23 protein-coding genes and 1 pseudogene are annotated in these 24,611 nt (G+C 38.3%); 11 read left to right on the plus strand and 13 right to left on the minus strand.

Annotated elements, in window-relative coordinates:
- Window positions 1-192: 192 nt before the first annotated feature.
- From MKY20_RS14990 to MKY20_RS15010, 5 genes are all read left to right on the plus strand, one after another.
- Window positions 193-738: a helix-turn-helix domain-containing protein gene (locus tag MKY20_RS14990; RefSeq protein WP_009333931.1), complete on the plus strand. Its 546-nt coding sequence runs from the start codon at window positions 193-195 to the stop codon at window positions 736-738.
- A gap of 43 nt (window positions 739-781) precedes the next feature.
- The gene (locus MKY20_RS14995; RefSeq protein WP_192908782.1) at window positions 782-2,827 is read left to right on the plus strand and encodes a hydantoinase/oxoprolinase family protein; all 2,046 of its coding nucleotides are present in this window, start codon (window positions 782-784) and stop codon (window positions 2,825-2,827) included.
- The gene (locus MKY20_RS15000; protein ID WP_009333933.1) at window positions 2,828-4,576 is read left to right on the plus strand and encodes a hydantoinase B/oxoprolinase family protein; all 1,749 of its coding nucleotides are present in this window, start codon (window positions 2,828-2,830) and stop codon (window positions 4,574-4,576) included.
- 1 nt (window position 4,577) lies between these two features.
- On the plus strand, window positions 4,578-4,907 hold the full coding sequence (locus MKY20_RS15005) for a cupin domain-containing protein (RefSeq protein ID WP_192908781.1): 330 nt from the start codon (window positions 4,578-4,580) through the stop codon (window positions 4,905-4,907).
- Window positions 4,908-5,003: 96 nt separating this feature from the next.
- Window positions 5,004-6,353: a purine-cytosine permease family protein gene (locus MKY20_RS15010; RefSeq protein WP_251267000.1), complete on the plus strand. Its 1,350-nt coding sequence runs from the start codon at window positions 5,004-5,006 to the stop codon at window positions 6,351-6,353.
- Between the two features lie 62 nt (window positions 6,354-6,415).
- Here the strand turns inward: MKY20_RS15010 and MKY20_RS15015 are convergent, their stop codons facing one another.
- The 3 genes from MKY20_RS15015 to MKY20_RS15025 all read right to left on the minus strand — a co-directional run bounded on the left by MKY20_RS15015 (window position 6,416) and on the right by MKY20_RS15025 (window position 8,999).
- Window positions 6,416-7,414, minus strand: coding sequence for a hypothetical protein (locus tag MKY20_RS15015; RefSeq protein WP_251266999.1), 999 nt, complete (start codon window positions 7,412-7,414; stop codon window positions 6,416-6,418).
- Window positions 7,401-7,748 (minus strand): PadR family transcriptional regulator, encoded by a 348-nt coding sequence (locus tag MKY20_RS15020; RefSeq protein ID WP_009333937.1) that lies wholly within the window; start codon window positions 7,746-7,748, stop codon window positions 7,401-7,403. Before MKY20_RS15020 ends, MKY20_RS15015 begins: the two co-directional genes overlap by 14 nt.
- Before the next feature lie 627 nt (window positions 7,749-8,375).
- The gene (locus MKY20_RS15025; protein WP_251266998.1) at window positions 8,376-8,999 is read right to left on the minus strand and encodes a LysE family translocator; all 624 of its coding nucleotides are present in this window, start codon (window positions 8,997-8,999) and stop codon (window positions 8,376-8,378) included.
- A gap of 112 nt (window positions 9,000-9,111) precedes the next feature.
- Between MKY20_RS15025 and MKY20_RS15030 the strand changes: the two genes are divergently transcribed.
- Window positions 9,112-9,657, plus strand: coding sequence for a cupin domain-containing protein (locus MKY20_RS15030; RefSeq protein ID WP_071155333.1), 546 nt, complete (start codon window positions 9,112-9,114; stop codon window positions 9,655-9,657).
- A gap of 560 nt (window positions 9,658-10,217) precedes the next feature.
- Here the strand turns inward: MKY20_RS15030 and MKY20_RS15035 are convergent.
- On the minus strand, window positions 10,218-10,694 hold the full coding sequence (locus MKY20_RS15035) for a CBO0543 family protein (RefSeq protein WP_341001804.1): 477 nt from the start codon (window positions 10,692-10,694) through the stop codon (window positions 10,218-10,220).
- A gap of 293 nt (window positions 10,695-10,987) precedes the next feature.
- Here MKY20_RS15035 and MKY20_RS15040 point away from each other — a divergent pair, with 293 nt between their 5' ends.
- On the plus strand, window positions 10,988-11,314 hold the full coding sequence (locus MKY20_RS15040; RefSeq protein WP_035329701.1) for an ArsR/SmtB family transcription factor: 327 nt from the start codon (window positions 10,988-10,990) through the stop codon (window positions 11,312-11,314).
- Window positions 11,315-11,398: 84 nt separating this feature from the next.
- Window positions 11,399-11,914: an SRPBCC family protein gene (locus MKY20_RS15045; RefSeq protein WP_251266995.1), complete on the plus strand. Its 516-nt coding sequence runs from the start codon at window positions 11,399-11,401 to the stop codon at window positions 11,912-11,914.
- Between the two features lie 716 nt (window positions 11,915-12,630).
- On the opposite strand, the gene MKY20_RS15050 is transcribed toward MKY20_RS15045, so the two are convergent.
- On the minus strand, window positions 12,631-13,167 hold the full coding sequence (locus MKY20_RS15050) for a hypothetical protein (protein WP_061794373.1): 537 nt from the start codon (window positions 13,165-13,167) through the stop codon (window positions 12,631-12,633).
- Between the two features lie 97 nt (window positions 13,168-13,264).
- Here MKY20_RS15050 and MKY20_RS15055 point away from each other — a divergent pair, with 97 nt between their 5' ends.
- On the plus strand, window positions 13,265-13,888 hold the full coding sequence (locus MKY20_RS15055) for a hypothetical protein (protein WP_251265153.1): 624 nt from the start codon (window positions 13,265-13,267) through the stop codon (window positions 13,886-13,888).
- A 304-nt stretch (window positions 13,889-14,192) separates the two neighbouring features.
- A complete protein-coding gene (locus MKY20_RS15060) occupies window positions 14,193-14,420 on the plus strand; it encodes a hypothetical protein (protein ID WP_251265154.1) in 228 nt (75 codons plus the stop codon).
- Window positions 14,421-15,148: 728 nt separating this feature from the next.
- Here the strand turns inward: MKY20_RS15060 and MKY20_RS15065 are convergent.
- The 8 genes and pseudogenes from MKY20_RS15065 to MKY20_RS15100 all read right to left on the minus strand — a co-directional run.
- A pseudogene (locus MKY20_RS15065) lies at window positions 15,149-15,400 on the minus strand (hypothetical protein); the annotation flags it as partial.
- 286 nt (window positions 15,401-15,686) lie between these two features.
- Complete coding sequence (locus MKY20_RS15070; protein WP_341001814.1) at window positions 15,687-16,868, minus strand: M24 family metallopeptidase; 1,182 nt, start codon at window positions 16,866-16,868, stop codon at window positions 15,687-15,689.
- The gene (locus MKY20_RS15075; protein ID WP_251266993.1) at window positions 16,849-17,895 is read right to left on the minus strand and encodes an ABC transporter ATP-binding protein; all 1,047 of its coding nucleotides are present in this window, start codon (window positions 17,893-17,895) and stop codon (window positions 16,849-16,851) included. Before MKY20_RS15075 ends, MKY20_RS15070 begins: the two co-directional genes overlap by 20 nt.
- Complete coding sequence (locus MKY20_RS15080; protein ID WP_251266992.1) at window positions 17,853-18,842, minus strand: ABC transporter ATP-binding protein; 990 nt, start codon at window positions 18,840-18,842, stop codon at window positions 17,853-17,855. Before MKY20_RS15080 ends, MKY20_RS15075 begins: the two co-directional genes overlap by 43 nt.
- Before the next feature lie 17 nt (window positions 18,843-18,859).
- Window positions 18,860-19,762 carry an ABC transporter permease gene (locus tag MKY20_RS15085; RefSeq protein WP_251266991.1) on the minus strand — a complete coding sequence of 301 codons (903 nt, stop codon included), beginning with the start codon at window positions 19,760-19,762 and terminating at the stop codon, window positions 18,860-18,862.
- Between the two features lie 8 nt (window positions 19,763-19,770).
- Complete coding sequence (locus tag MKY20_RS15090) at window positions 19,771-20,688, minus strand: ABC transporter permease (RefSeq protein WP_284521845.1); 918 nt, start codon at window positions 20,686-20,688, stop codon at window positions 19,771-19,773.
- Between the two features lie 72 nt (window positions 20,689-20,760).
- Entirely contained in the window at window positions 20,761-22,311 is a 1,551-nt protein-coding gene (locus tag MKY20_RS15095) for an ABC transporter substrate-binding protein (protein ID WP_341001818.1), read from the minus strand.
- The gene (locus MKY20_RS15100) at window positions 22,301-22,750 is read right to left on the minus strand and encodes a MarR family winged helix-turn-helix transcriptional regulator (RefSeq protein ID WP_258752449.1); all 450 of its coding nucleotides are present in this window, start codon (window positions 22,748-22,750) and stop codon (window positions 22,301-22,303) included. The genes MKY20_RS15095 and MKY20_RS15100 overlap by 11 nt, the downstream gene beginning before the upstream one ends.
- 610 nt (window positions 22,751-23,360) lie before the next feature.
- On the opposite strand from MKY20_RS15100, the gene MKY20_RS15105 reads away from it, so the two are divergent.
- Complete coding sequence (locus MKY20_RS15105; protein WP_341001822.1) at window positions 23,361-24,590, plus strand: histidine--tRNA ligase; 1,230 nt, start codon at window positions 23,361-23,363, stop codon at window positions 24,588-24,590.
- The last annotated feature ends 21 nt before the right edge of the window (window positions 24,591-24,611 follow it).

The raw sequence follows: 24,611 nt of genomic DNA on the forward strand, positions 1-24,611 counted from the left end.
CCGGATTTTTTTATTTATCAATGCAGGTTTGCAGCTTTAGCTTTTATCAAAGTGTAGGTGGTTATCTTTTATCTATTTTAAATTTTCTTTTAATTTTAAATATTTTATGATATTATACGTTTAATTACAGTATTACTAAAATAAATTACACTATTACTTAATTTTTTCAGTACTGCTTCAAAGGAGATCGAGATGGAAGAAATTTATAAAAAAATAAAAGATTTAAGGCTTCAGAAGGGATATACCCTAAAAGAATTAAGTGAACGTACCGAGTTGTCAATCAGTTTCCTTTCTCAGGTGGAAAGAGGAGCTACTTCATTAGCTATTACTTCTTTAAAGAAAATTGCGGATGCGCTAAATGTCAAAATATCTGAGTTTTTTGAAGATGAAACACCTAATCAGAACTTTATGGTTAAATCTTGCGAGCACAAGCCATTCAATATTAAGGGATCTGAGTTTACTTATGTAAGGGTGAACGGGGAATTTTCAGGAAGAAGCCTTGAACCATTATTGGTCACCTTAGCGCCTAATCAAAAGCAAACTCAGCAGTATGGCCATGCTGGCGAAGAATTTTATTACGTATTAAAGGGTTTTGTCATTTTCCACGTGGATGGGAAGGAATACATAGTCAGAGAAGGAGATTCCATTCACTTTCCATCAACGTGCCCGCATACGGTAGAGAATCCCATAAATGAAGAGTCAAGATTACTTTGTGTTTTGACGCCAGTTATTTTTTAATTGGCTGATTATAAATATCCTATTCAATGAAAGGTGGAGTATCATGCGTGTAGCTACAGATATTGGCGGGACATTTACTGACCTGGTTTATGTCAATGATGAAGGTGAAATTGGGGTTGCTAAAAGCCATACCACACCTCCCAATTTTGAAAAGGGAGTGATCGACGTTATTGAGAAAAGTGAAATCGATCAGACAGCCATCAAGACTTTTATCCATGGTACCACGGTAATTATCAATGCTCTTACAGAACGCAAAGGGGTCAGGACAGGTTTAATTACAACCAAAGGTTTCCGTGATGTGCTTGAAATTGCAAGAGGAAACCGTCCGGATCTATTTAATGTACGATACGAAAAGCCGGTGCCTTTTGTTGAGCGCTATTTACGCCAGGAAGTAGAGGAGCGCCTGAATTATAAAGGTGAGGTACTTACTCCGTTAAACAAGGAACAGTTATCGGCTGTTATTAACTATTTCAAGGAACAAAAAGTAGAAGCCATTGCTGTCGCCTACTTACACTCTTATGTTAATCCAGTTCATGAAATTGAGACAGTGGAATTAATAAAAAAGCTATGGCCAGAAGCAGCCGTTACAGCATCCTATGAAGTGACGAAGGAATGGAGGGAATATGAACGGACCAGTACTACGGTTCTTAATTCATATGTTAAGCCGATTGCGGCTACCTATGTAAACCGTCTGCATAATAAATTAGTAGAAAACAAGACTGACAGCCAAAATTACATTATGCAGTCAAACGGCGGTACAACAACCTTTAATAGTGCAAAACAAACCCCTATTAATATGGTAGAGTCCGGACCTGTAGCCGGGATTTATGGTGCTGCAGTTCTTGGTGAAATCTTGAATGAGAAAAACATCATTGCTTTTGATATTGGCGGGACTACAGCGAAATGTTCTCTGATTAATCAGGGGGAGGTAAAGGTTTCAACTGATTATTTTATCGAAAAAAATGAACGAAGTGCTGGTTATCCCATAAAAGTACCCGTTGTTGATATTGTTGAGATTGGAAATGGCGGCGGTTCAATCGCATGGATAGACGGAGCAGGTTCATTAAAGGTGGGTCCGCAATCTGCCGGCGCTTTACCTGGTCCTGTGGCGTATGGTCAAGGTGGAACGGAACCAACAACCACAGATGCAAACTTGATTACTGGCAGGCTTTCTCCAGAAAACTTCGATTATGAAGTAGATTTGGATAAAGTAAAGGCTGCCATTAAAGAGAAGGTTGCCGATCATTTTGGAATGACGGTGGAAGAAGCTGCATTAGGGATTATTCGAATTGCAAACTCCAATATGCTGAATGCATTAAAGCTTATATCAGTAAGAAAAGGACATAATCCCCGTGAATTCTCATTGGTCGCTTTTGGGGGCGGAGGATCAATGCATGCACCTGCATTGGCTAAAGAACTTGGTGTCAAAAAAGTAATCGTACCAGTAGCTTCATCTGTGTTTTCAGCATGGGGAATGCTTATGACCGACTTAAGGCATGACTACATCCAGACATATATTAGAAGAATAAATGAACTTAATCCTATTGAGTTAAACAAAGAATGGAATTCAATTGAAGTACAAGCACTTAAACAATATCAGGAAGAGGGCGTATCGGAAGAAAAGGTGTTATTTACGAGGTTTGCAGATATCCGATATCTTGGGCAGGAGCATACCGTAAAGGTTCCTGTTCCGAACGGGGAATGGTCTGATGAAACCCTTAAAGAAGTGGTAAAGCGCTTTGGTGATCTTCATGAACAGCACTATACTTTTAAGCTTGAAGGAACACCAGCAGAAATTGTTAATCTGCATTTAACAGCTTTTGGGAAGGTACTAAAGCCAAAAATGAAAAAAATTAATTCCATAAACAGCAATATTCAGGAAGCTTACAAAGAAACACGGCCGGTCTATTTTGAAGAGGAAGGCTGGGTCGAAACAAAGGTATATTCCCGCAGTTTATTTGGTAAAGGCATGGAGGTTTCCGGGCCAGCCATTGTAGAGGAACAGTCTGCTTCTACGGTTATTTATCCAGGTCAGTCCTTGACTGTAGATGAGTACGGAAATTTAATCATTGAAACAGGGGTGGAATAAATGACGCAACTTGTTCGCAGTAAAGTAGATCCATTTACACTTGAGATTGTGAAAGATTCACTTGTTGCCATTGGCGATGAGATGTTTATTGCACTTGCTAAAACATCAATGAGCCCCATTATTTATGAAGTATTGGATTATGCCAGCGGTCTTACCGATGCAAAAGGGCAGCTGTTGACGCAAGGAAATGGTGTTACAGGATTTATTGGGATGCTTTCAGATATGGTAAAGCAAACACTCAAGAAATTCGGGGATGGAAAGCTAAAAGAGGGCGATATTATCATTATTAATGATTCCTATGGCGGCGGCGGCTCCCATCTTTCCGATGTTGGCCTGGTCATGCCCATATTCTATGAAGGAGAAATTGTTGCTTTTTCTGCCAATAAGGCACACTGGACAGAAGTGGGTGGGAAAGACCCAGGTTCCTTCAGCAACGATGCTACAGATATTTTTCAGGAGGGCTTGCAGTTTCCAAGTGTTAAGCTCTTCAATGAAGGCGAAATCAATCAGGCTATTGTCGATATCATCGAAGCCAATGTTCGATTCCCGGAATTGTCGCTGGGAGATATGTGGGCTCAGGTTGCAGCCCTTAAAACGGGTGAAAAACGTGTTAAGGAATTATGTGATAAGCATGGGAAGCCATTATTTTTATCGTCAGTTGATTATCTCCTCGACCACGGAGAACAGCTTGCACGTCAGGAATTAACCAAACTGCCAAAAGGCACTTTTCATGCTGAAGGGTTTATTGATGATGATGGCTTTGGGAATGGCCCTTTCAAGATCAAAGTTAAAGTAACCATCTCTGATGAAAAATTCGTTGCTGATTTTAGGGGAAGCCACCCTCAAGTTCCAGGACCTGTTAACTGTTCTTATACGGCACTTGTTTCAGCTGTACGGACTATTTTCCTCGCCATTACGAATCCTTCTCAAGATGCGAACGATGGAGTGTTCCGTCCATTGGAGGTTATTACAGATAAGGGCTCAGTTCTTTCAGCAGAACGGCCTGCTCCTGTTTCAATCTATTGGGAAAGCATGCTTGCAGGAGCTGACTTGATATGGAAAGCTCTTGCTCCAGTAATTCCACATAGGCTTAATGCTGGCCACCTGTTATCTGTTTGTTCGGTCGTATTATCAGGATTGCATCAGGATACAGATGAACCATTTTTAATTGTTGAGCCTTCTGTTGGCGGCTGGGGCGCATCTGAAGGTCAGGATGGTGCAAGAGGACAATTCTGCATTGGAGATGGCGAAACGTATAATGTTCCAGTTGAAGTAGCTGAAACAAGGTATGGCATTATGGTTGATGAGTACAGCTTGCATACAGATGGAGCCGGAGCAGGAGAGTATATTGGCGGTTCTGGTGTCATTCGCTCTTATAAAGCCCTAACTGACAACCAAATGGTTTCTGTAACTTTTGGACGGAATAAATTTGTTCCTTGGGGAATGAATGACGGGAATGACGGATCAGCTAACAAGGTTTATATTGAGAAAGCAAATGGTGATGTCGATGGCCCATTTGGGATCTATCCTAGATACCCCTTGAATAAAGGGGATGTCGTTAAATTGGTGACCGCTACAGGCGGCGGATACGGAGAGCCTTTCAAGCGTCCTGCAGAAAAGGTAGCCAAAGATGTGAAAAATGGCTATATCACTGTGGCGCAGGCAGAAGCTGACTTTGGGGTAAAAGTAAATGAGAAAACATATGAAGTCGAAGGTTTAACAGAAGAACGTCAGAGGAGAGGTGAATAAAGTGGATGTATTAAATATAGCGGATATCCAGATTGATTCGAATGCTGCAGTTCCACTTAAAACAGTATTCTCACAAAAAGCATTGGCTGGAGACCTGAAAGTTGGTACGGTTGTCATTCCACCAGGAAAGCGAGTCCCTTTAACAGGAGTTTCTAATCATAAAGAAAATGAATATTCGATTATAGTAAAAGGTTCAATTGTAACAGAAACGAAGGGAAGAACCTATCGGGTTTCAAGCGGAGATGCAACCTTTATTCCTGCAGGGCAGGAACATATTGCCTACAATGACAGTGATGAGGATTGTGAGATTGTGTGGGTATTGGTTGGTTAACTACTTTCACTATAAAGACCTTGCATGGGCAAGGTCTTTATTATAAGAAGATTTTACAGAATATTCCGATATAAAATAAAAAGGAGTTGGACAGGGATGGAGGATGTGTCTTTAAGGAAAACCGGAGGAAAGGATGAAGCTCTTGCTTCAGTACCAATAAATGAAAGGCAGCACTGGATTTCACCTGCAATCATTTTTGGGGGACTTGAATTTACAATTCCGGTTTTAATGGTAGGTGCAACATTGACAGCAAGCTTTGGTCTCGGGAAGTTGTTCTGGATCTTGGCAGCAGCTTTGTTTATTTTCCAATGGATCGGTAATGCCCTTGCAGGATACATCGGTGCAAAAACTGGCCGGTCATCGTCAGTAATTGCCAGAACAAGCTTTGGTTCAAATCAGGCAAGATTTATTGTAGGCTTGACAATATTTATCGTTTCAATGGGGTGGTGGGCGCTCCAGACAGCTGTAGCAGGAAATGCCATAGCAGCGATGTTTGGAATAGATTATAAGACTGAGTGGTTTATGTGGGCCATTGTTACAATCATTGCTGGCCTTCTATTTGCACTGCCATCCATAATTGGATACTCATCTATGAAGTGGACTGATTATTTAGCGGTACCAGCTGGATTATTATTAATTGCAGGCGGTATTTTCTATGCTTTAAAAAATATCGGCTGGGAAAAGATAGCATCCTGGAACCCTGAACCACAAATGACTTTTCTTGCTGCCGTCAGTTTAGTTATTGGCATAAACGTTTCACAATGGGTGATTGCCTCAGATTATACACGCTATGCGAAGCCTTCTGTAAAAGACAATGTCCTTATACCACTGGGTATAATTGCTGTTGGTTTCCCGCTTTTTTATGTTGGCGCCATCATGTCCATTGGGGTTGGCGATGCGGATATTGTAAATGTCATGATGAACTTAGGATTTCCGGTATGGGGGTTCCTTATCTTATGGTTAGCGACTTGGACCAGTCAATTAGTAAATAACTATAGTATGGGTCTGGCGTTGGCAAATATGCTGAACGTTAACTCTAATAAAGGGAGAGCCTTGCTGACTTTGGCTGGTACGATTATTTCCATTGTTATTGCTTTAGCAGGCATACTGGATTATTTTATGGATTTTCTTTATATGACGGCATTAATTTATCCAGCCATTGGCGGTGTAATGATGGCAGATTTCTTTTTTATCAGAAAACAGCAATGGACCGATAATAAAGGATGGAATTGGATGGCGACCATTGCATTAGCAGTAGGAACTTTCGTTGGTTATTATACTCAATATGTACAATCCTTTGGCCTCCCAGCTGTCCAGTCCATCATTGCTTCTGCACTTGTATATATCATTGCAATGAAAATCAAAGCAAGAGTGGCACCTGATCATTTTACCGTGATTAGCAGCCAGCCAGACTCATATACTTCTGATAATGTTAAAATTCTATAATCTATTCAATAATGCCTGTTCTCTAATTTTTGAGAACAGGCATTATGATTGTGGACTTCACATTATTGAATTCTTGATTTACGTATCCCATCAAAGATACTCATTCCTGCATAAAAGATAAATACCATCATGATGCCGCCAAGCAGCCAGTTTTTAAATTGAGCGGCTGAAATCGAGAATAAATCGCTCATGTAGGCTGTGAATTCAGGCTGGAGCAAATTCGGGTTCAGCAGAATGAAGATGAACACGATGGTGGCGAACAGTTCAAGGACGGTGTTGAAGATCGCCATTCTTTTCGTCCATTGGCCAATGATTAATTTGTAGAGTGCCAATCCCACTTCGAGCGCAATGATGACTACGACGATAGGCCAATACCCGAGCAGAACCTCCTGGCTGACTGCTGCAATTTGGAACTTCAGTCCTTCACCGCCGCCTCTATATACACCCATCAGCCGGTCTGCATAAAAGTAAAGGGTTGCCCAAATGGCAGTCCACATTAAGCTTCCGAAAACCTCAAACTTGGAAATGGCTTTCTTCTTCGGAATATAGGTGATGCTTTTCAAGTCTTCCGGTGTCCATGGTTTTAAGCTAGGAGATAAAGGATGCTGCTCTTTTCCTTTATCCATTCTCTCAATAACGGCGAATACAATCGTCAGCCAGAAAAATACCTGAACGGCCACTTCAATCAGTCTCCAAATCCCATATCCCATGAAACCGAGCACCGCATTAATGATGGTATCATCGCGGTTAAAGTCCAAAATGAACTCGGCAGCAACGGAAATCAATGCAACCGCTGCTGCAATCGGCAGGATCATTTTTAATAATGACACATAAACATCAAAATAGCGCGGCCCGATGAGATGCATCGGCTGATCACGGTAACCGGCGGCTAAAGCTGCGGGGCTTCCCAATTTACCGAGGACATCCTTAACATCCTCCTCATTGTAATCATCCGGAAGCATATCCCCAATCGTTGACTGCAGCTCGAGTGCGATATCCGCACGGCTTTTTTCAGGCAGCCTCCGGGTCACTTCCTGTATATATACCTCAATTAAATTCATCTTCCTCATCCCCTTTCAACAGCCCGTAAAGCTGTTTTGAATTCTTGATCCATTCCTCTCTTAACTGCAGAAAAGTCTCCAGTCCCAGTTCGCTCAAAACATAATACTTGCGTGGCCTGCTCTCGGTATGATCCCAATTGCTTGTCACAAGCTCCTGTTTTTCCAGACGCCGCAGCAATGGATATAACGTGCTCTGATCAATATTTATGCCGGAGTCCTCTAATAATTGAACTAGCGAATACCCATATTGCGGTGTCCGCAGCTGGCTTAGAACCGCCAGCGTCAGTGTTCCTCTCCGAAGTTCTGTTGTTAACGAATTCAGCAGCGTACTCATTCACTCACCTCGCTTGATATACTATATGTCATACACTATATGGTTTATACTATGTATCATACAGTATGGACGTGACAATAATCAACTGCTTCTTTTAAGTTTTTTTATCAGTAAATCTGGTCCTGCTTGGATAAGCAAATGTGCAGGGCAGACATTACCTTTGTAATTCAGGCTCAGGTAGGTAATGCATTGGTTTTTATAACATTGAATTTTTAGAAATATGTTAGTTATATAGGAGGTGATAGTATGTTTGTTTTAAGAAAATGCTGGTGGTGTGAACCGCTGCCATCAGCTTTTGAGGGATGTGCCGACAGTACATTAAGGAATGAGAGAAAAGGGCAGGAATTTTTGCTTATGCTGAAAGGAAACTGCCGAATTTTTAGCTTTAGGTCCTTGTCAAAGTCCTTAGCCTGCAGAGTTTTCTTTTGTCAGATTTAAAGATGCGCAATTTTTAAGTTCTCCCAGCAGCCAGGAGCAGTTCCTGCAGAAAGAGAATTTATCATCGATTGCCGAAGCACTGCTGCTCCTTCACCATTACCATTGAATTCACCAGGGTATCCTGTGATCTTCCTTTTGTGCTTCAGCGGAAGTAAAAAAACATTGGGGTTATCCAATGTTTTTTACAGTTTAATGCTGTTTATCCAAGGCTAGCTTTAATCCAAATCCAATTAAGACAAGCCCTGTTGCTTTATCCATAACCCTTTGTACTTTCGGGGACATGAGCCATTCCCGCATATAATTTATGAAGTAGACGTATATGAAAAACCAGGAGATGCTCAGCAGTGTGTATATAATTCCCATGATGATCAGCTGATGTGTTGCGTTTTCGCCTGTCTTCACAAATTGGGGCAGAAAGGTTAAGAAAAACATCGCAACCTTGGGATTGAGCACATTTGAAAGGAGTCCTTGTTTAAAGGCAGACTTTTTCATATCGGATTTAACCTCAGGTTCTATACCAGTGTCTTTCTTCTTTTTCATCGAGATGAACGAAGATAACCCGAGATAGATCAAATAGACAGCCCCGGCATATTTTATGATTTCAAATGCAGCAGCAGACTGCATTAAGATAGCTGATAGACCGAAAGCAGCCGCAAAGGTATGTACCAAAGAGCCGGCTGTAATCCCAAGTCCCATTTTATAGCCATCTGCTCTTCCGTCTGCAATCGTCCTTTTTGTAATAAGAGCTGTATCGATTCCGGGACTCATTACCACAAACAATGAAAGAACCAAAAACGTAAAGAAATCATTCATTTTCTTCACTCCTTGCTGATGTGTTAAAATATAATTTAACAAATGTTAAATATAATTTAACACAAGATGATCGTGTTTTGTTAAAATATTTAAAAATTTAAGGGGCGGGATTATGGAAAATATAGATATTGGCAAAAAAGTGGAGAAATTCAGGAAGGAGAAGGGTTATAGCAGCAGAGAATTAGCCAGAATAGCTGAAATTACCCCTTCCATGTTAAGCCAGATTGAACGGGGGCTCGCGAATCCTTCGATTCAGACCTTGAAGGTTTTAGCCAAAGCCCTTGATGTTCCCACCTTTAGCTTTCTACTCGAAGAGACGAATACAGAAGATTTAGTTGTACGATTTAATGAACGTAAACATATGGTGGTTGAAAACATATCCTATGAATTATTGTCGCCTGATTTTACAGGGACACTGGCAACTGCAATCATGAATATCCCTCCGGGCACCTCCTCGTCGGAGAAGCTATTGGAGCATAAAGGGGAAGAGGTTGCTTATATATTGGAAGGGAAAATTAAGGTGAATCTGGATGAAGCAGAATACATATTAGAAGCTGGTGACAGCGTTAAAATACCAGCATATATGAAGCATAAGTGGGAAAATACCTTTGATGAAAAAGCTGTTATTCTATTCTCTGTGACTCCGCCCTCCTTTTAATCTGGACCCGCATCCTATGTGTGTGGGCAGCGGGCCGGATTATTTACTGGGGAAGCGGCGGATCAAAGATGATCCATAAAAGTAGAATGCTTATAAATCCTAAAACCCAGGCTGCCCATGGCTTCCATTTATGGATCGCGAGTAAGGAAAAAGTCATTATGTTAAAAAGAAAGGAATAAGCAAGTGTCCATCCATACTGATGAATGATGCTTTCATTAAAATAAGCAATTAATTCAATACCCTCGAAAATCAGAGCCCAAAAAACAACCCAGCCTATTCTTTTGAAAATGGTTTTGGGGAATCTTCCCAAGTACACAACAGATCAGAAATGCTATGGCTGTTGCTATTATGGTGTGCGTTGGCAGAATAAAATGGTCAATCCATACAGGACGGAATTCCCAAACCCTGAAGTCATGAAGCAGCGAAGCATATAGCAGGTCGCCTATAATCCAAAATAATAAGGTGGGATAAAATTCATTCAGCCGTTTCCAGGCACCAAACAATAAGCTAACGATGATGAAAAAGACAACAAACGATGTTTGCATATCATAACAAGCCCCTCAATAACCATTTTGTAAGCAAGAAAGACCAAAATATTTACAAAATAAGCGGCTGATATAGAAGGAAAGACATAATGAAAACCAGGTAATATACCATTCCCAATGTATATAGGTAATGAGATCGGTGTATTTTTCGATCAGGACTTCAACAAAGGTCAATACTGATGCAAATCCTGCAAAATAACTGAATTGAAGAACATGGCTCCGGTCATTCGGATACCACACAATAAACGCGGCACATACAACCGGGAACGCATAGTATTCATATGTAAAGCTCGTTCTGCTTATGGAGGGGAATAATCGAATCGGATATTCAAGCATGCCCAGCTCCACGACAGCCAGACCCGCCAGAAACGTAATAAACTGCTTAAATAAGGCAGCCATAACCGCAAGCCGAATCTTGTTTTTCGGAATGAAGAGAAGAATGGAAGTCGCTGCCATATAAACCATTACTAAGATCCACCATTCGATTCTCATGTGGTTTCCCGCTGTTCTGCCTGAAACACAGCTTTGTCTTTAAGAACCAATTCTGAAAATTATTAGCAGGGAAGAATCATGCTGACTAACGATTAAACAAGGTAAAGAGTATTATCGGATATGTTTATTTAGAGGGGAGAAAAAAATTACTTTATGATTTTTAAAATATTCCTTTACGGGAATATTCCTAATGGTGTATATTGTTCTTAAGGAAAGTTAAAATAAGGAAGCGGGGGTGGGATCTACAATTGAAATGGAAATAGTGAACACATCACACTGGGAGATGATTCAACATGAACGGGCAAATTTTCAGTGCACTCGCTGAGCCCAACCGCCTGGATATCATTGACCTGCTGCTGGAAGGAGCGCTTCCGGTGGGGGATATCGCAAAAAAACTTGATTTAAACCAGCCTCAAACCTCCAAGCATCTTCGCGTTCTTTGTGACGCTGGCCTCGTGGAGGTTCAGCCGATCGCCAACCGCCGGATTTATAAAATCAGGCCTGAACCGTTTCAAGAACTGGATAGGTGGCTTGATTCCTATCGCCGTTTATGGGAAGGCAGGATGGATAGGCTGGATGATTACCTTAATGTATTGCAGGGCAAAAAACCTTTGAATTGATGGATAAATGGAGTAAGCTCAACAAAATCTGTCTCTTCAGTTGCAAACGGTTTTACAAATACAGCTTCTAATGGAGGAGTAACAATGTCAAATAATGCAATGCTTTCAAGAGTTGAAGATGAACGAGTGCTGGTATTGGAGCGCGTATTCGATGCTCCGCGCGAGCTCGTCTATAAAATGTTTAAAGAGCCAGAACACCTGAAACATTGGTGGGGTCCGAGAGGATGGGAGCTCCCTGTTTGCAGCGTTGACTTCAGACCTGGTGGAGTATGGCATTATTGCATGAAGTGTGTTGATCAGAATCAGGGCCAATTCTATGGCATGGAATCCTGGGGCAAGGGGATATACAAGGAGATTAACGAGCCGGAAAGCATCAGCTATACAGACTACTTTTCCGATGCTGAAGGGACAATTAACGAGGAAATGCCATCTACAGAAGTGACTCTGGAATTTGTGGATGTAGACGGCAAAACGAAATTAATTAACCGTGGAGAATACGTTTCCGCAGAGGCTCTCCAGTCCGTAATGGAAATGGGTATGCTGCAAGGCATTACAGATACTTGGAATCGTCTTGAAGAGCATTTGAACGAGGTCAAATAACGAAATTTAACATATAGAAGGCAAGATTTGCTTTTAAATATATTAATTAACATGGCGTTGATCCAAGAAGGATTAACGCTTATTTTATGAATTAACGCTTGTTTGTTACAAATTAAATGGATTTTTCTATATCTCTGCGATCTTTAGGGAAATTATTAGAACAAAAAAATAGCCGCAGATTTGCGGCATGCCAGAGAGATGTGTGCTCTGTAGTATACTTTATTCAAAAATGGTAAGAGCCAGGGTTAGAAATAGAGCTGTAGTGGATTTGTGGTTTGCTCCCTTGCTGACATAAATAAATTGCCCAGTATAAAAGAGGGTTACGCGTTATTGACCCATATTGCTAAGAAAATAATATCTCTTGGTGGCTTGTCTTACATGAAAATAAGTTTCCTCATACTTTAGTAGACCCTGCTCAATGTTTAAAAAAGTGGAGACCGTAAAATAATAAATCTTTGGATTGGTTGGCTGGATTACGGTATAAGTATTGACACTACCTATCCATTTTCATTCTCTGTGGTGAAACGCTTATTTTAGTGCTTCATGGATCGCTAAAGGGTACTTTAACGGAATTAAGTTTAAGAAATGATCAGAGGTATAAATCTCTGATCATTTTTATGATTTAAATGGAAATATCTCAGATTTATTTCTTTAACGAGTTGAACTTCCTTCAAAACAGAACCCATTACCGTTACTCTAGCTAATAAAAGCTTATTTTACATATTTTCATGGTATAAGGTCTCTCCATCCTTAGTATACACTTTTATAGTTTGAATGTTGTCAGGATCTAACTCTGTTTTAGCTATGTAACTCACTGTATAAGACTTTTCTTTTTTTGAATTAACTACAAATTTTTCTGTTTTTCCTTCTTGTGAAATTAACTCAAAATAACCTACTTCCTGAGGATCTTTTTCAAACTTTACTCCTACATAATTATTATATTCCCCTTCAAGAAGAAGAACATAAAAATCTAATCCCCTTTGCTTTCCCATTTCAGTTTTCACTTCTCCATTTTTACGGTACTCAACTAACCCAATCGTATTCTCAGAAGTATTTTCATATAAAGAATATATATGATCTTCATCAGGATGGAATTCTAAGCTTTCATATTCATTGTGTTTCATATAATCATCATAGGCATTTAAAAGGATGTTTCCATTTGGATCTGTTTCTTTAAATACTAGTTCATATACTACAAGCCCAATTACTAGAGCCCCTAATAGTACCAAAGTATAGATTGAATACTTTTTCATCAAAACACCTTCCAATTTAATCCATTTTTTCAAATCTATTGAATATTTTTTCCAAAAAATTTACTATAATATTAATACTATAGAGGGAGTTGGAAAAATGCAAAGGGAAAAAACTACCAGTCACTGGTTCTTAGCTGTATTACTAGTAATTTCTTTGTTTGCTGTACCTTTTAATGCCAGTGCAGAAGAAGAGATCGATGTTCCGGAAGTTGAATTTTCACCAGAGATAATTAATCAATATATAGATGGTGAGGGAAATTTAATAACCGAAACTTCTAGCCTACCAGATAGTTTTGTTACTGACCAAAATGGAAATATCATTAAAAGCGGTGGGGTATCTACATTCTCATGTGCCTATCAATACAAATATGAAACACTCTCAGATAAGCTAGATAGATCAAATACCTTTATAAACTATCATCCTTCATTTAAAAGCTGGGATAAAGTAGACGGATACTTTTTTGGTCAATCAACTGTAAGTTATTCTATTGGTTATAGTGGAGCAAGTGGGGCTTCAGTTTCTGTATCAGTAGCACCACCTGGAAATGGTACATTTATCAAGGCAGACCCTGCTAGATGGTCCCGTCCAGGAATTTACGGTGACGTTTGGAGAAAATATCAGAGAATAACCCGTACGGGCGGTTGCAGTAGCGAAAAATATATTACATATAAAACTTCCTACCATACCAAGAAAACATATATTAAAGCCAAATACCAATAATAGAAAAAACGAGGGCATCTGCCTCGTTTTTTCTTTGTCGAAATGAAGAATATATTGGCGTCAGAATCATAGGGAATTAATCCATATTCTGAATAAGAAGTTCTCCGAGAAACCACATATACTCTCAATAGCCAGAAACATAATTATACGAAAGGGGCAGGCTAATCAGCTGCCAAACCAGCTGGCTTTTCTTATTTAACAAACGGGGCAGCTTTGTGGAATAAAGAAGCGGGCACTAAATGAATTACAAAATGTTACAATTGCGTTAGAAGCAAAATCAAAATTTAGGATAAGGAGAAATTATATGGAGAGAACTTTAGTGAAAACGGCAATATATTCCTTTATTACTTCTTTCTCATTAATGATAGTTTTGATACAAAGGGTTAGAACCACAGAAGATGTTAATGGAATGGTTTCGTCATCAGAAACAACTTATCCAGAGTTTTTCTTTATGATTTTAAAAAACTCAATAATTATTACATTCATAATGGTCATAATTATGTTTCTTTACAAAAGATACAAAGGAAAATGATTGCTATTAGGGAGACGGTTGTTCTTATAGACAATCGCCTCTTTTGTTAAAGGGGCTGTATGCCTTAATTTAGAATGCAGAACAACAAACTTTGGTAATGAAAAATAAGTAATACAAATATCAAAAGTTATTTGGTAAAAGCAAAAAAGGATGTGAAGAATTGTACTTTAACAATAGGGTGCTTTTATTTGAAGGGGACCTAAGAATTTCTAGTTAGAAAAGGAATGTCTTCAAAATTGAGACATTCCTTTGGTTTTTCTAGAGTACAACTTACTTTCATTATGACATTATGTCAGGGCAGTTGATTGTCATGAAAAAAGAGGATATTAATTGACCGGAACGCATAATAACAATTCCAAAAGGGAAACGACTTAATATGATATATCAACGGATGTATAATAACGGAATAAATGTTCGTATAATACAAATTAACGCATTCACAGAACTGGTTATAAAATTGTCCAAGCCCTTGGTATATAAGGGATTGGGCATTTTTAATTATATCATATCTAACGTTAAGAAGGATTAACGCTTGTTTTATGAATTAATTGCTTATTTGCTTGGTTCGAAAAAAATTTAATTAATGAATGTTTTAAGATTGTAGCATTGGTTTTATATGGTTTTCAGTATTTTAAAGATAAAGTATTTGCGAAAAGAGTGAAATACAAATTTAAGCTCTCCTTCAATAAGATTTGATTAATTATCTTAAAAACTCGGGCTTTTCTGATTCAAAAATGAGTCTCTCTCTTTATTGTTTTAGGTACTGATGAAGATGATGCTCTCGATGCTGTTGAGGAGGTATTGAAAGATTGGGGGAGTAGGTATGGACAATTCGCATTTATATTTATTAATATAATGACAACTCCTAGCCAATGTGAAAAACTTACTAATTCAGCTAAGATAAGTGCAGAAAATGTTACAGCTACTGGAAGCTCAGAAGCAGTTAAGATCGTACCAAGCCCTGGTCCGATATGGAGCATGAAGAGGGTATTCTAGACTTATACTTCTTCTTTTCATTTTTAATAACACCCAGGCGGGCGTTATTATCTTTAATTTATGAACGCACTTTACCCAAGTGAGTAAAACTACTATCGTAGTTAATTAATCCTTTGGGTAAAGTACGTTTTTTCCATTTTCCATTACTTTTTAAGTTCCACTGGCCGAAATAAAAAAATTCATTTAAAGTACCTCAGAAAAAATTATAATGACTCAACCGTCCTTTCAGAAAGATTGAGTCATTCATTATTGGTACTAAGGATAATTCCTTTAGTAACAAATTAAGGATTGGAGGTCTCTCGGGTAATAGGTCAACATTTCAATACCATCTTCTGTCACAAGAACCGTATCAGAGTGTCTAAAGCCACCTAAGCCCTTCACATATATTCCAGGCTCAACGGTAACAACCATGCCTGGTTCTAGTAATGTGTGATCACCTAAGTCGAAAAACGGTGCTTCATGCCCTAGTATTCCGATGTTGTGGCCGGTATGGTGTCTCGTTAATTCTGTTAAGTTGTTTTCTTTGAAATATGCTTGAACATCTTTTTCAACATCAGAGTACGTTCTTCCAGGTTTAATGGCTTTAAATGCAACTTCTTGGGCTTCATACATATGGTGAAAATATCTTTCCTGCTCTTTAGAATATTCTTCAACGAACATGACTCGCTCTAACTCACTTGTATATCCAAAAACACTGGATGCTGCTCCTGTTACTAGAGTGTCTCCTTTTTTTAATACGATATTTTGTGTTACGGCATGGGGGAAAGCAGATTCTGGACCGACTTGACCGCGAAAAACAGCGTAAGGTGTTTGACCATGTGGTTTATAATCGGATCCAAGTGTATCAATCATGGCTTTTGTTGCTTCATTCGAAGCCTTACTAGTAATTTCAATTTCACTTAAACCACTTTTGGTATACTTTTGGAGCAAGCGGTGCACTAGATTTCCCCAGCGACAGGATTCTTTAATTAATTCTATTTCATTTGGACTCTTAGTAAATCTCATTTCTTCAACTACGCCCTGTAAAGATACAAATTGCTTCGAGTCGATTAGCTGATCTATAGCAGGACCACGATAGCCCATTGGGGAGCCATAGCCTATAGAATCAAAACCAATCGTTTTATTCTCAAACCCATATTCTATTAAGATTTCTTTGAAATACTCCATCGGGTGCTTAATTCCCGGATATTCAGGATATGAATGTACATAATCCACAACACTATATTCTTCAGCATGTTCATGCTCTAATGCTGGAACAAATAAGTGAACTTTATCTTGCGGATCAATCAGCAAACCAATAGGTCTCTCGGTAGGATGAAAATGAAATCCAGTTAAGTAAAAGATATCTGTTACAGAGAAAAGAACGGTAGCATCACATTCCTTTCCTTTGTAAATGCTTTTAAACTTTTCTTGTCTTTCTTTAAATTCGTATTTAGGAATAGATAATAGCATTTGTTTTTTCCTCCTTGTTATTGGTATATAGATGGCAGCTTGCGGTATGACCTGTAGCTATTTCTGTGAGTGAAGGTTCAATAGATTTACACATTTCCATGACAAATGGGCATCTTGTGTGGAACGTGCATCCAGAAGGTGGATTGGCAGGGTTAGGAACATCTCCTTTCAATACGATTCGTTCTTTCGCTTCTCTAGGGTGAGATACAGGGATAGCTGAGATTAATGCCTGAGTATAAGGGTGCTTTGGATTTGAAAACAATTCTTCAGTGTCGGCTAATTCTACAATTTTCCCAAGATACATAACTGCAACTCGGTCTGTCATATGTTTAACTACACTTAAATCGTGGGAAATAAATAAGTATGTCAAACCAAAATCTTTTTGTAGCTCGAGCATTAAATTAATAACTTGTGATTGAACAGATACATCGAGAGCAGAAACGGGTTCGTCTGCTATAATAAAGTCTGGGTTTAAAATAACAGTCCTAGCTATGCCGATCCGCTGCCTTTGTCCACCGGAAAATTCATTAGGGTGCCGATCAAGATGTGTTTTAGAGAGACCGACGATTTCTAGAATCTCGATAATTTTCTCCAACCGTTCGTCAGGATGAAATTTCTTATGGACTCGGAGCGGTTCCATTAAGATTTGTTTAATGGTCATCTTAGGATTAAGAGAAGCGTACGGATCCTGAAAAACCATTTGCATCTCTTTCCGTAATGAGCGCATTTTTTCAGTCTGTAATGATAGAAGGTCTTGCCCCTTGTATCGGATTTCACCTGAAGTTGCACCAGTTAACCTTAATATGGTTCTTCCAGTTGTCGATTTTCCGCAACCAGATTCTCCAACTAGGGCAAAGGTTTCTCCTTTATTAATCGAAAAACTAATATCGTCTACAGCCTTTACTACTAGCTTCGGCTTAAAGAGACCTTGTGATATATCATAGTATTTTTTTAGATTCTTAACTTCTAGTAAGGGCTTTTCCGTCAATGAATATTCACCTGCCGATTGGACTCTTGTAGCCAACATTTACTTAAATGCTCTCCCATTGAAAAAGTAGGAGGGGCGCTCACAGTGCATTTATCAAATGCATATGGACATCGATTGGCGAATGTGCAGCCTTCACCAATTTCATCAGGCCTAGGTACTTGTCCGTTAATGGAATAGAGTTTGCTTTTTCTCGAATTATTCGTCGGAAGTGAATGGATTAGACCTTTTGTATATGGATGTAGGGGATTGTCAAATAGTTCATGGATCTCTGCCACTTCAACAATCTCCCCAGCATACATGACCACAACACGATCGCACATTTCTGCTACCACACCCAAATCATGTGTGATAAAAAGAAGACTCATATCTTTTTCAGCTTTAATTTGCTTCATCAGTTCTAAGATTTGTGCTTGAATGGTTACATCTAAAGCAGTAGTAGGTTCATCGCAAATGAGGAGTTTAGGATCGCATAAAAGGGCTAATGAAATCATTACGCGTTGCCTCATACCGCCTGATAATTGATGAGGATATTCGTTAATAATCTGTTCCGCTCTTGGAATGCCCACTTGCTTTAACATATTGATGATGGCTTCTTTTCTTTCTTTTTTTGGCATTTTTTTATGCTGTTTTAGTGGCTCACTTAATTGTTCACCTATTGTAAAAACAGGATTGAGAGAGGTCATTGGTTCCTGGAATATCATGGATATTTCATTCCCGCGAAGTTTTCTGTATTGGTGATTATCTAGAGTAGTTACATCTATATTATTAAAATGAATACTCCCAGAAACAATCTTGCTTTTTTTCTCTGGTAAAAGTCCCATTATCGCTAATGAAGTAACACTTTTTCCACTGCCAGATTCACCAACAACCCCAAGAGTTTCACTTTTTTTCAAGGAGAAATTTACCTCTCGAATCGGTTGAACGGTACCTTCTCCAGTACTAAATTGGATACCAAGATTTTTGATTTCAAGAAGTACTTCAGTCATTTTTTTTTCACCTCCTGTTATTCGCCTTTTAGTTCTGGATCGAGTGTATCCCTTAACCAGTCACCGAATAAATTAACCCCAAGTGTAGTGAGGATAATCGCAATACCCGGGAATGTGATTAACCACCAAGAACTGAAAATATAGTCCTTTCCTTCATTAAGCATATTGCCCCATGCAGGAGTGGGCGGTTGAACTCCGAATCCTAAGAAACTTACGGATGCTTCTGCGATAATGTATGTGCCCATTTGTAAAGAGATTAAAATAATGATGGGTGTAAAGATATTAGGAAGGATATGTCTTACTAATATCTCGAATTTCGGCACACCAGTTGCGATTGCTGCTGTAATAAATTCCTTTTCTCTCAAAGCCAACACTTCACTACGGATAACTCTGGCAAAAATAACCCATCCAGCTAAAGCAAGAGATATGATAATGTTTGTAAGTCCTGCTCCAAGTACTGCACTTATGACAAGTACTAATAAGATAAATGGGAAACTTAATTGAACATCCACAATTCGCATTAGAACTATATCAATCCAGCCCCTAAAGTATCCTGCAATCACACCGATAATGGTGCCAATGACCCCGGCTAATAAAGCTGTGGCTAAACCGATGATTAAGGAGACTTTTGTACCTGCAATGATTCTAGAAAGTATATCTCTTCCTAATTGATCGGTTCCTAATATGTGACCGTCTGTAAAAGGAGGCAGTAGACGATCTCGTAATGGGGCATCCATAGGATCAAAAGGGGCAATCCATTGCCCAAATAGACTGAGAACTACTAAAAAGATAATGATGCAAAAACCGAGCAACCCAGCCCAGCTTTTTGACAGTTTTCGAAAGAAATCCTTGAATTTAGATTTCTTTTTAAATTTCATATCAATTGATTTATTAGTGGTTGTAATTGTACTGGTTTCCACAGCTTCACCTACTTCACTCTAATTTGGGGGTTCACATATGCATATAAAATATCTGTAATAAAGTTGATGACTGCATAAATGATGGCAATGATAAATACGCCAGCCAATACAATTGGGAAATCTCGATTCATTAATGACTGGTGTAATAGTCTGCCAACACCAGGCCAAGAAAAAACAGCTTCCGTAATAACAGCGCCGCCTAATAATACACCGAGATCAAGCGCAATTAATGTGAGAATCGGAATCAAAGAATTTTTTAAGGCGTATTTCATAATTAGCGTGGATGTTGGTGTTCCAGCTGCTTTGGTTGTTCGGATATAGTCTTTATTTAATACATCTAGCATGGCCGATCGAGTAAAGCGGACAAAACGCGATACGCTATACAAAGCTAGTGTAATAACTGGAAGCACCATGTGATTAACAGAGCCGCCTCCACTCGATGGAAAAAATTTTAGTTGAGCAGCAAAAATAAAAATTAAAATTAAACCAAACCAAAAACTGGGGATAGCCTGACCGATAACCGTAATCCCTACACTTGCTTTATCAAATAGGGTGTTTCGTTTATATGCAGATAGAACTCCAAGTGGAATAGCGATGATGATTGATAATAACAATGCTGAGAATGCTAGTTGAAAAGTTGCAGGCATTCTTTCTAAAACTAGTCCTAGAGCATCGTCGCCGCTTCTTAAAGATTCTCCAAAATCACCTTGAATGGCGCCTTTCATGAAGTCAGTGTATTGAACATATAGTGGGCGGTTAAATCCTAATAACTCACGATATTCTTCAATTTGTTCCCTTGGCGCATCAGGCGGGAGGAATAGTGTGGTCGGATCTCCCGAAAGACGAATTAAAAAGAAGACTGCTGTTAGAGCAAGAAATACAACGATGACCACTTGTATTAATCTTTTAATTATAAAATCTAACATAGTAGCACCCCGCCTTATCCCTTGGAATAAAAGAAGAGAGAAGGGGACCCTCTCTTCTTTGAAACTATAAATTTAGTTCCATGACATCTCAAACACGTTCATTTTCTCATCAACACGAGGTGAGAAATTTAAAGAAGATTTAACAGCGTAAAGGTCTGCTTGTTGCCATAATGGAACCCAAGCAGCTTGTTCTACTAACTGCTGTTGAAGCTCAGCGTATCCAGCATAGCGCGCTTCTTGATCAAACGATTGGTTTGTTTCCTTAATCTTTTTCTCAATATTCTCCTGGTAAAAACTACTGTATGGCGCTTCTAAAGTGAACAAGTTTTCAATTGTTGACTGGGCATCGAAAGCTGGCCCCCATCCAAGAATGTACATATCACCAGTTTCTCTTTTTTGAATTTTCTCCAAATGCTGACCCCATTCATTCACCCTTACTTCTACATTGATCCCAATACTTTGTAATTGTGAAGCAATGGCTTGAGCAATATGGGAGTCCATCGGATATCGACCACTTGGTGTATCCAAAGTTAATGTTAATTCTTCTGGACTATAGCCAGCTTCTTCGATTAACTTTACGGCAAGATCTGGGTCATAGTCGTATTCTTTAGTTTCAGCATAATCAGCATTCAATTGGGACAGCGGTCCTGTGATTCTCGATCCATACCCACTTAATACAGTTTCTAGAAGTTCATTTGCATTGATAGCGTGATTAATCGCTTGTCTAACTTTGACATCTTTTAATGGACCATCGACAAGGTTCGATAATGCTAAGTAATTGATACGTGAAGAAGAAATTTGTTTTACTTCATTACTTTCAAATTGTTTAACTGAGTCGACAGGGATGTTCTTAAATAAATATATTTCTCCGCTCATAAAAGCAGACATCCTTGCGCTAAATTCCGGAATAATTCGGAACTCAACTTCCTCAATCTCAGGTTTTCCTTGCCAATAATCTTCAAAAGCTTTTAATTTCAAATGGTTATCTCTTGACCATTCAACAAACGTATATGCCCCTGTACCAACTGGTTTGCTTGATGCTTTCTCTATACCTACTTCTTCAACATAGCCAGGTTCTATAATGAGCAAATCTTCTGCAATTCGTTGGATTAAGCTTGGAAAAGGCACGGATGTATGGATCTCCACTTCGTAATCTGAAAGTACAACGACCTCCTCAACGTTAGCCCATCTTGAACGGTAAAATGACCCGTTACTTTCATCTAAGATGTAGTCGATACTAAATTTAACTGCATTTGCATTAAAATCTGCTCCGTTATGGAACTTAATTCCTTCTTTCAGCTTTAAGTACCATGTTTTTTCATCTATATTTTTCCATTCCTCTGCAAGAACAGGGACAAACTCAGCTGTTTGAGAATCTCGATCAATCAGTGGATCATAAATATTACGAATTAGCGTATCTGTGGTGTAGTTGACATCGTGATTTGCTAGAAGTGTGGTAGCGTCTGCTTCAAAACCGATGACAAGGGGACCCTGACTATTAGCACCTGAACTGGAATCTAGTGAACTACTGGAATTACCATCCACATTCGTACTTTCTGTACATGCTGCCAATAACATCGTAATGATTAAAAGAAATGTAATCAGGAGCTTATTATTCCTCATCAAATCTTCCTCCTTTATTGACTGATAAAATTTTCTCGATTTCTTCCATTGATTGAATAAGAGAATTTACTTGTTCCAAATCAATTTTTTCAATCATCCTCCTTACATCATGGCTGGCATTATCTGAAAGTTCTTTAAGAACTTTTTGCCCTTTTTCAGTGATATGCAAATATTTCTTCCGTTTATCTTGGTTATCCGATACCCGTTCAATAAGTTTTTGTTTGCTGAGCTTATGTATCATTCTACTTACATAACCTTTATCGAAGTCGAAATACTCGGATAATTGAGAAGCTGTACATCTCTTCCTTTTATCTATCTCATATAAAATCATCGCTTCTGACATTGAATATGGGCTTCCTTTTGAATACTGAGCATACAAACCAACAACATTAAGATAAAAACGGTTAAACTTCTTAATTTTTTCGATTTTTTCATTCATATAGTTTAGTTCCTTAGTTCATAAATTTAGTTGCTAATAACAACTTGTTTACATATTAATTTTAATTGGTCACATTTGTCAACAGAATTTTATGAAAATTCTGTATAAATAAAATCAGGTTCTCTTATGCCTTATTAATTGTGGACATCGACCAGTGCAATTATATATTGACTCATCCACCAATTTCTGTAGTTGATTGGTTAGTGGGTTATAATTCTGTTTTCTTTAAGGATCCTAATATATACTTTAAAGTGATAAATCATATAAAGGGCTTACCGGCAGGTAATTAACTATTGAAAATCTAAGAAAACAAGAGTAAACAGCCGTTTTCGCTTCTTTTATTAAGGGAGGTTAGTTGAAGAAAGATTCTTGAAATTCAAATTACAGTATGATACATTTAATGGAAATTAGGAGTGAGTAAATATGCGTTCAATAAAGAAGATAACTATCTCGTTCTCACAACTACATCATCATATCTTGTAGCCTTGCTATTCGATTTATAAAAATCGTAAATAGGAAGGTTATTTATCATTAAACCGGATTTGATTAAGTTTAAAACTTACATCAAGTGCGGTTTTTTATTTTATAAAAAACTTTGGAGGTAATGAAAATGAAGAAAATGGATTATCAAAATGTAAAGGGTACACAAGATTACTTACCGAATGCTGAAGTTATTAGAAGAAATATTAGAAGAACATTAGAAGACGTATTCATCCAATACGGATGTAAACCTTTGGAAACCCCAATATTAAATTACACGGAATTACTCGCTTCCAAATACGGTGGTGGGGCTGAAATTTTAGAAGAAATGTATACATTAACTGATAGAGGTGAAAGAGACTTAGCTTTACGATACGATCTCACTATACCGTTTGCAAAAGTTGTTGCGATGAACCCGACGCTTAAGATGCCTTTTAAGCGATATGAAATTGGTAAAGTATTTAGAGATGGACCAATTAAAACAGGTAGGTTTCGAGAATTTACACAATGTGATGTTGATATTGTAGGTGTAGATTTACAAATAGCCGAAGCTGAATTAATGGTTATGGCATTGGACGCATTTAGAAAGCTTAATTTAAAGGTATCGATCCAATACAACAATCGAAAATTACTCACGGGAATGCTTGATGTATTCGGTACAGAAGCTCAAAAAATTAATAATGTAGTATTAATTCTAGATAAGCTTGAAAAAGTAGGATTAGGAGCTGTTATTTCAGAACTTAATGATCAAGGATTATCAAATTCAACGATAATGTTAATTAAACAGTTTTTAACTGATGAAAGGAATTCAACTCTCAGCTATTTTGAATCTTTTTCAGAACAAAATGAAGAGGTAAGGCAAGGTTTAAATGAATTAAAAGAGCTGGCATCCTATCTAGAATTCCTAAATATTAATAAACAGTGCATTTTTAATCCATTCTTAGCAAGAGGTTTAGAGATCTACACAGGTACTATTTATGAGATATTCTTATCTGACCAATCTATAAAATCAAGTATTGGAAGTGGCGGAAGATACGATAATGCAATCGGTGGGTTGATAGGTACAACTGAAAAATTCTCAACAGTAGGAATATCATTCGGCTTAGATGTAATTTATACGGCTATGAGTAAATCTGAGAAGGAATTAAGAGAGAATCCGAATATAGATTACTATATAGTCCCATTAGGCACTCAAAAAGAATCCTTATTGGTAGCAAATTACTTAAGAAATAAAGGCTATAAAGTCGAATATGAAATGAGCAACAAAAAGTTAGGCAAGGCTCTTGATAAAGCAAACAAAGAGGTCAATCAATCCCCATATTTCTTGAAGTTCTTTTTTGGTTCAAATCGATTGCTGTAAAGGTATTCAGTATTTTTTACA

Source organism: Cytobacillus sp. FSL W8-0315 (assembly GCF_038002905.1).
Classification (GTDB): Bacteria; Bacillota; Bacilli; order Bacillales; family Cytobacillaceae; genus Cytobacillus; species Cytobacillus pseudoceanisediminis.

Bases quoted from the DNA above. Each gene is read 5' to 3' on its own strand.
- MKY20_RS15010 (WP_251267000.1), top strand. From the start codon at position 5,004: ATGGAGGATGTGTCTTTAAGGAAAACCGGAGGAAAGGATGAAGCTCTT.
- MKY20_RS15075 (WP_251266993.1), bottom strand. From the start codon at position 17,895: ATGTTGGCTACAAGAGTCCAATCGGCAGGTGAATATTCATTGACGGAA.
- MKY20_RS14990 (WP_009333931.1), top strand. From the start codon at position 193: ATGGAAGAAATTTATAAAAAAATAAAAGATTTAAGGCTTCAGAAGGGA.
- MKY20_RS15030 (WP_071155333.1), top strand. From the start codon at position 9,112: ATGGAAAATATAGATATTGGCAAAAAAGTGGAGAAATTCAGGAAGGAG.
- MKY20_RS15060 (WP_251265154.1), top strand. From the start codon at position 14,193: ATGGAGAGAACTTTAGTGAAAACGGCAATATATTCCTTTATTACTTCT.
- MKY20_RS15000 (WP_009333933.1), top strand. From the start codon at position 2,828: ATGACGCAACTTGTTCGCAGTAAAGTAGATCCATTTACACTTGAGATT.
- MKY20_RS15045 (WP_251266995.1), top strand. From the start codon at position 11,399: ATGTCAAATAATGCAATGCTTTCAAGAGTTGAAGATGAACGAGTGCTG.
- MKY20_RS14995 (WP_192908782.1), top strand. From the start codon at position 782: ATGCGTGTAGCTACAGATATTGGCGGGACATTTACTGACCTGGTTTAT.
- MKY20_RS15020 (WP_009333937.1), bottom strand. From the start codon at position 7,748: ATGAGTACGCTGCTGAATTCGTTAACAACAGAACTTCGGAGAGGAACA.
- MKY20_RS15035 (WP_341001804.1), bottom strand. From the start codon at position 10,694: ATGAGAATCGAATGGTGGATCTTAGTAATGGTTTATATGGCAGCGACT.
- MKY20_RS15100 (WP_258752449.1), bottom strand. From the start codon at position 22,750: ATGAATGAAAAAATCGAAAAAATTAAGAAGTTTAACCGTTTTTATCTT.
- MKY20_RS15050 (WP_061794373.1), bottom strand. From the start codon at position 13,167: ATGAAAAAGTATTCAATCTATACTTTGGTACTATTAGGGGCTCTAGTA.
- MKY20_RS15070 (WP_341001814.1), bottom strand. From the start codon at position 16,868: ATGCTATTATCTATTCCTAAATACGAATTTAAAGAAAGACAAGAAAAG.
- MKY20_RS15105 (WP_341001822.1), top strand. From the start codon at position 23,361: ATGAAGAAAATGGATTATCAAAATGTAAAGGGTACACAAGATTACTTA.
- MKY20_RS15090 (WP_284521845.1), bottom strand. From the start codon at position 20,688: ATGTTAGATTTTATAATTAAAAGATTAATACAAGTGGTCATCGTTGTA.
- MKY20_RS15015 (WP_251266999.1), bottom strand. From the start codon at position 7,414: ATGAATTTAATTGAGGTATATATACAGGAAGTGACCCGGAGGCTGCCT.
- MKY20_RS15095 (WP_341001818.1), bottom strand. From the start codon at position 22,311: ATGAGGAATAATAAGCTCCTGATTACATTTCTTTTAATCATTACGATG.
- MKY20_RS15080 (WP_251266992.1), bottom strand. From the start codon at position 18,842: ATGACTGAAGTACTTCTTGAAATCAAAAATCTTGGTATCCAATTTAGT.
- MKY20_RS15055 (WP_251265153.1), top strand. From the start codon at position 13,265: ATGCAAAGGGAAAAAACTACCAGTCACTGGTTCTTAGCTGTATTACTA.
- MKY20_RS15025 (WP_251266998.1), bottom strand. From the start codon at position 8,999: ATGAATGATTTCTTTACGTTTTTGGTTCTTTCATTGTTTGTGGTAATG.
- MKY20_RS15040 (WP_035329701.1), top strand. From the start codon at position 10,988: ATGAACGGGCAAATTTTCAGTGCACTCGCTGAGCCCAACCGCCTGGAT.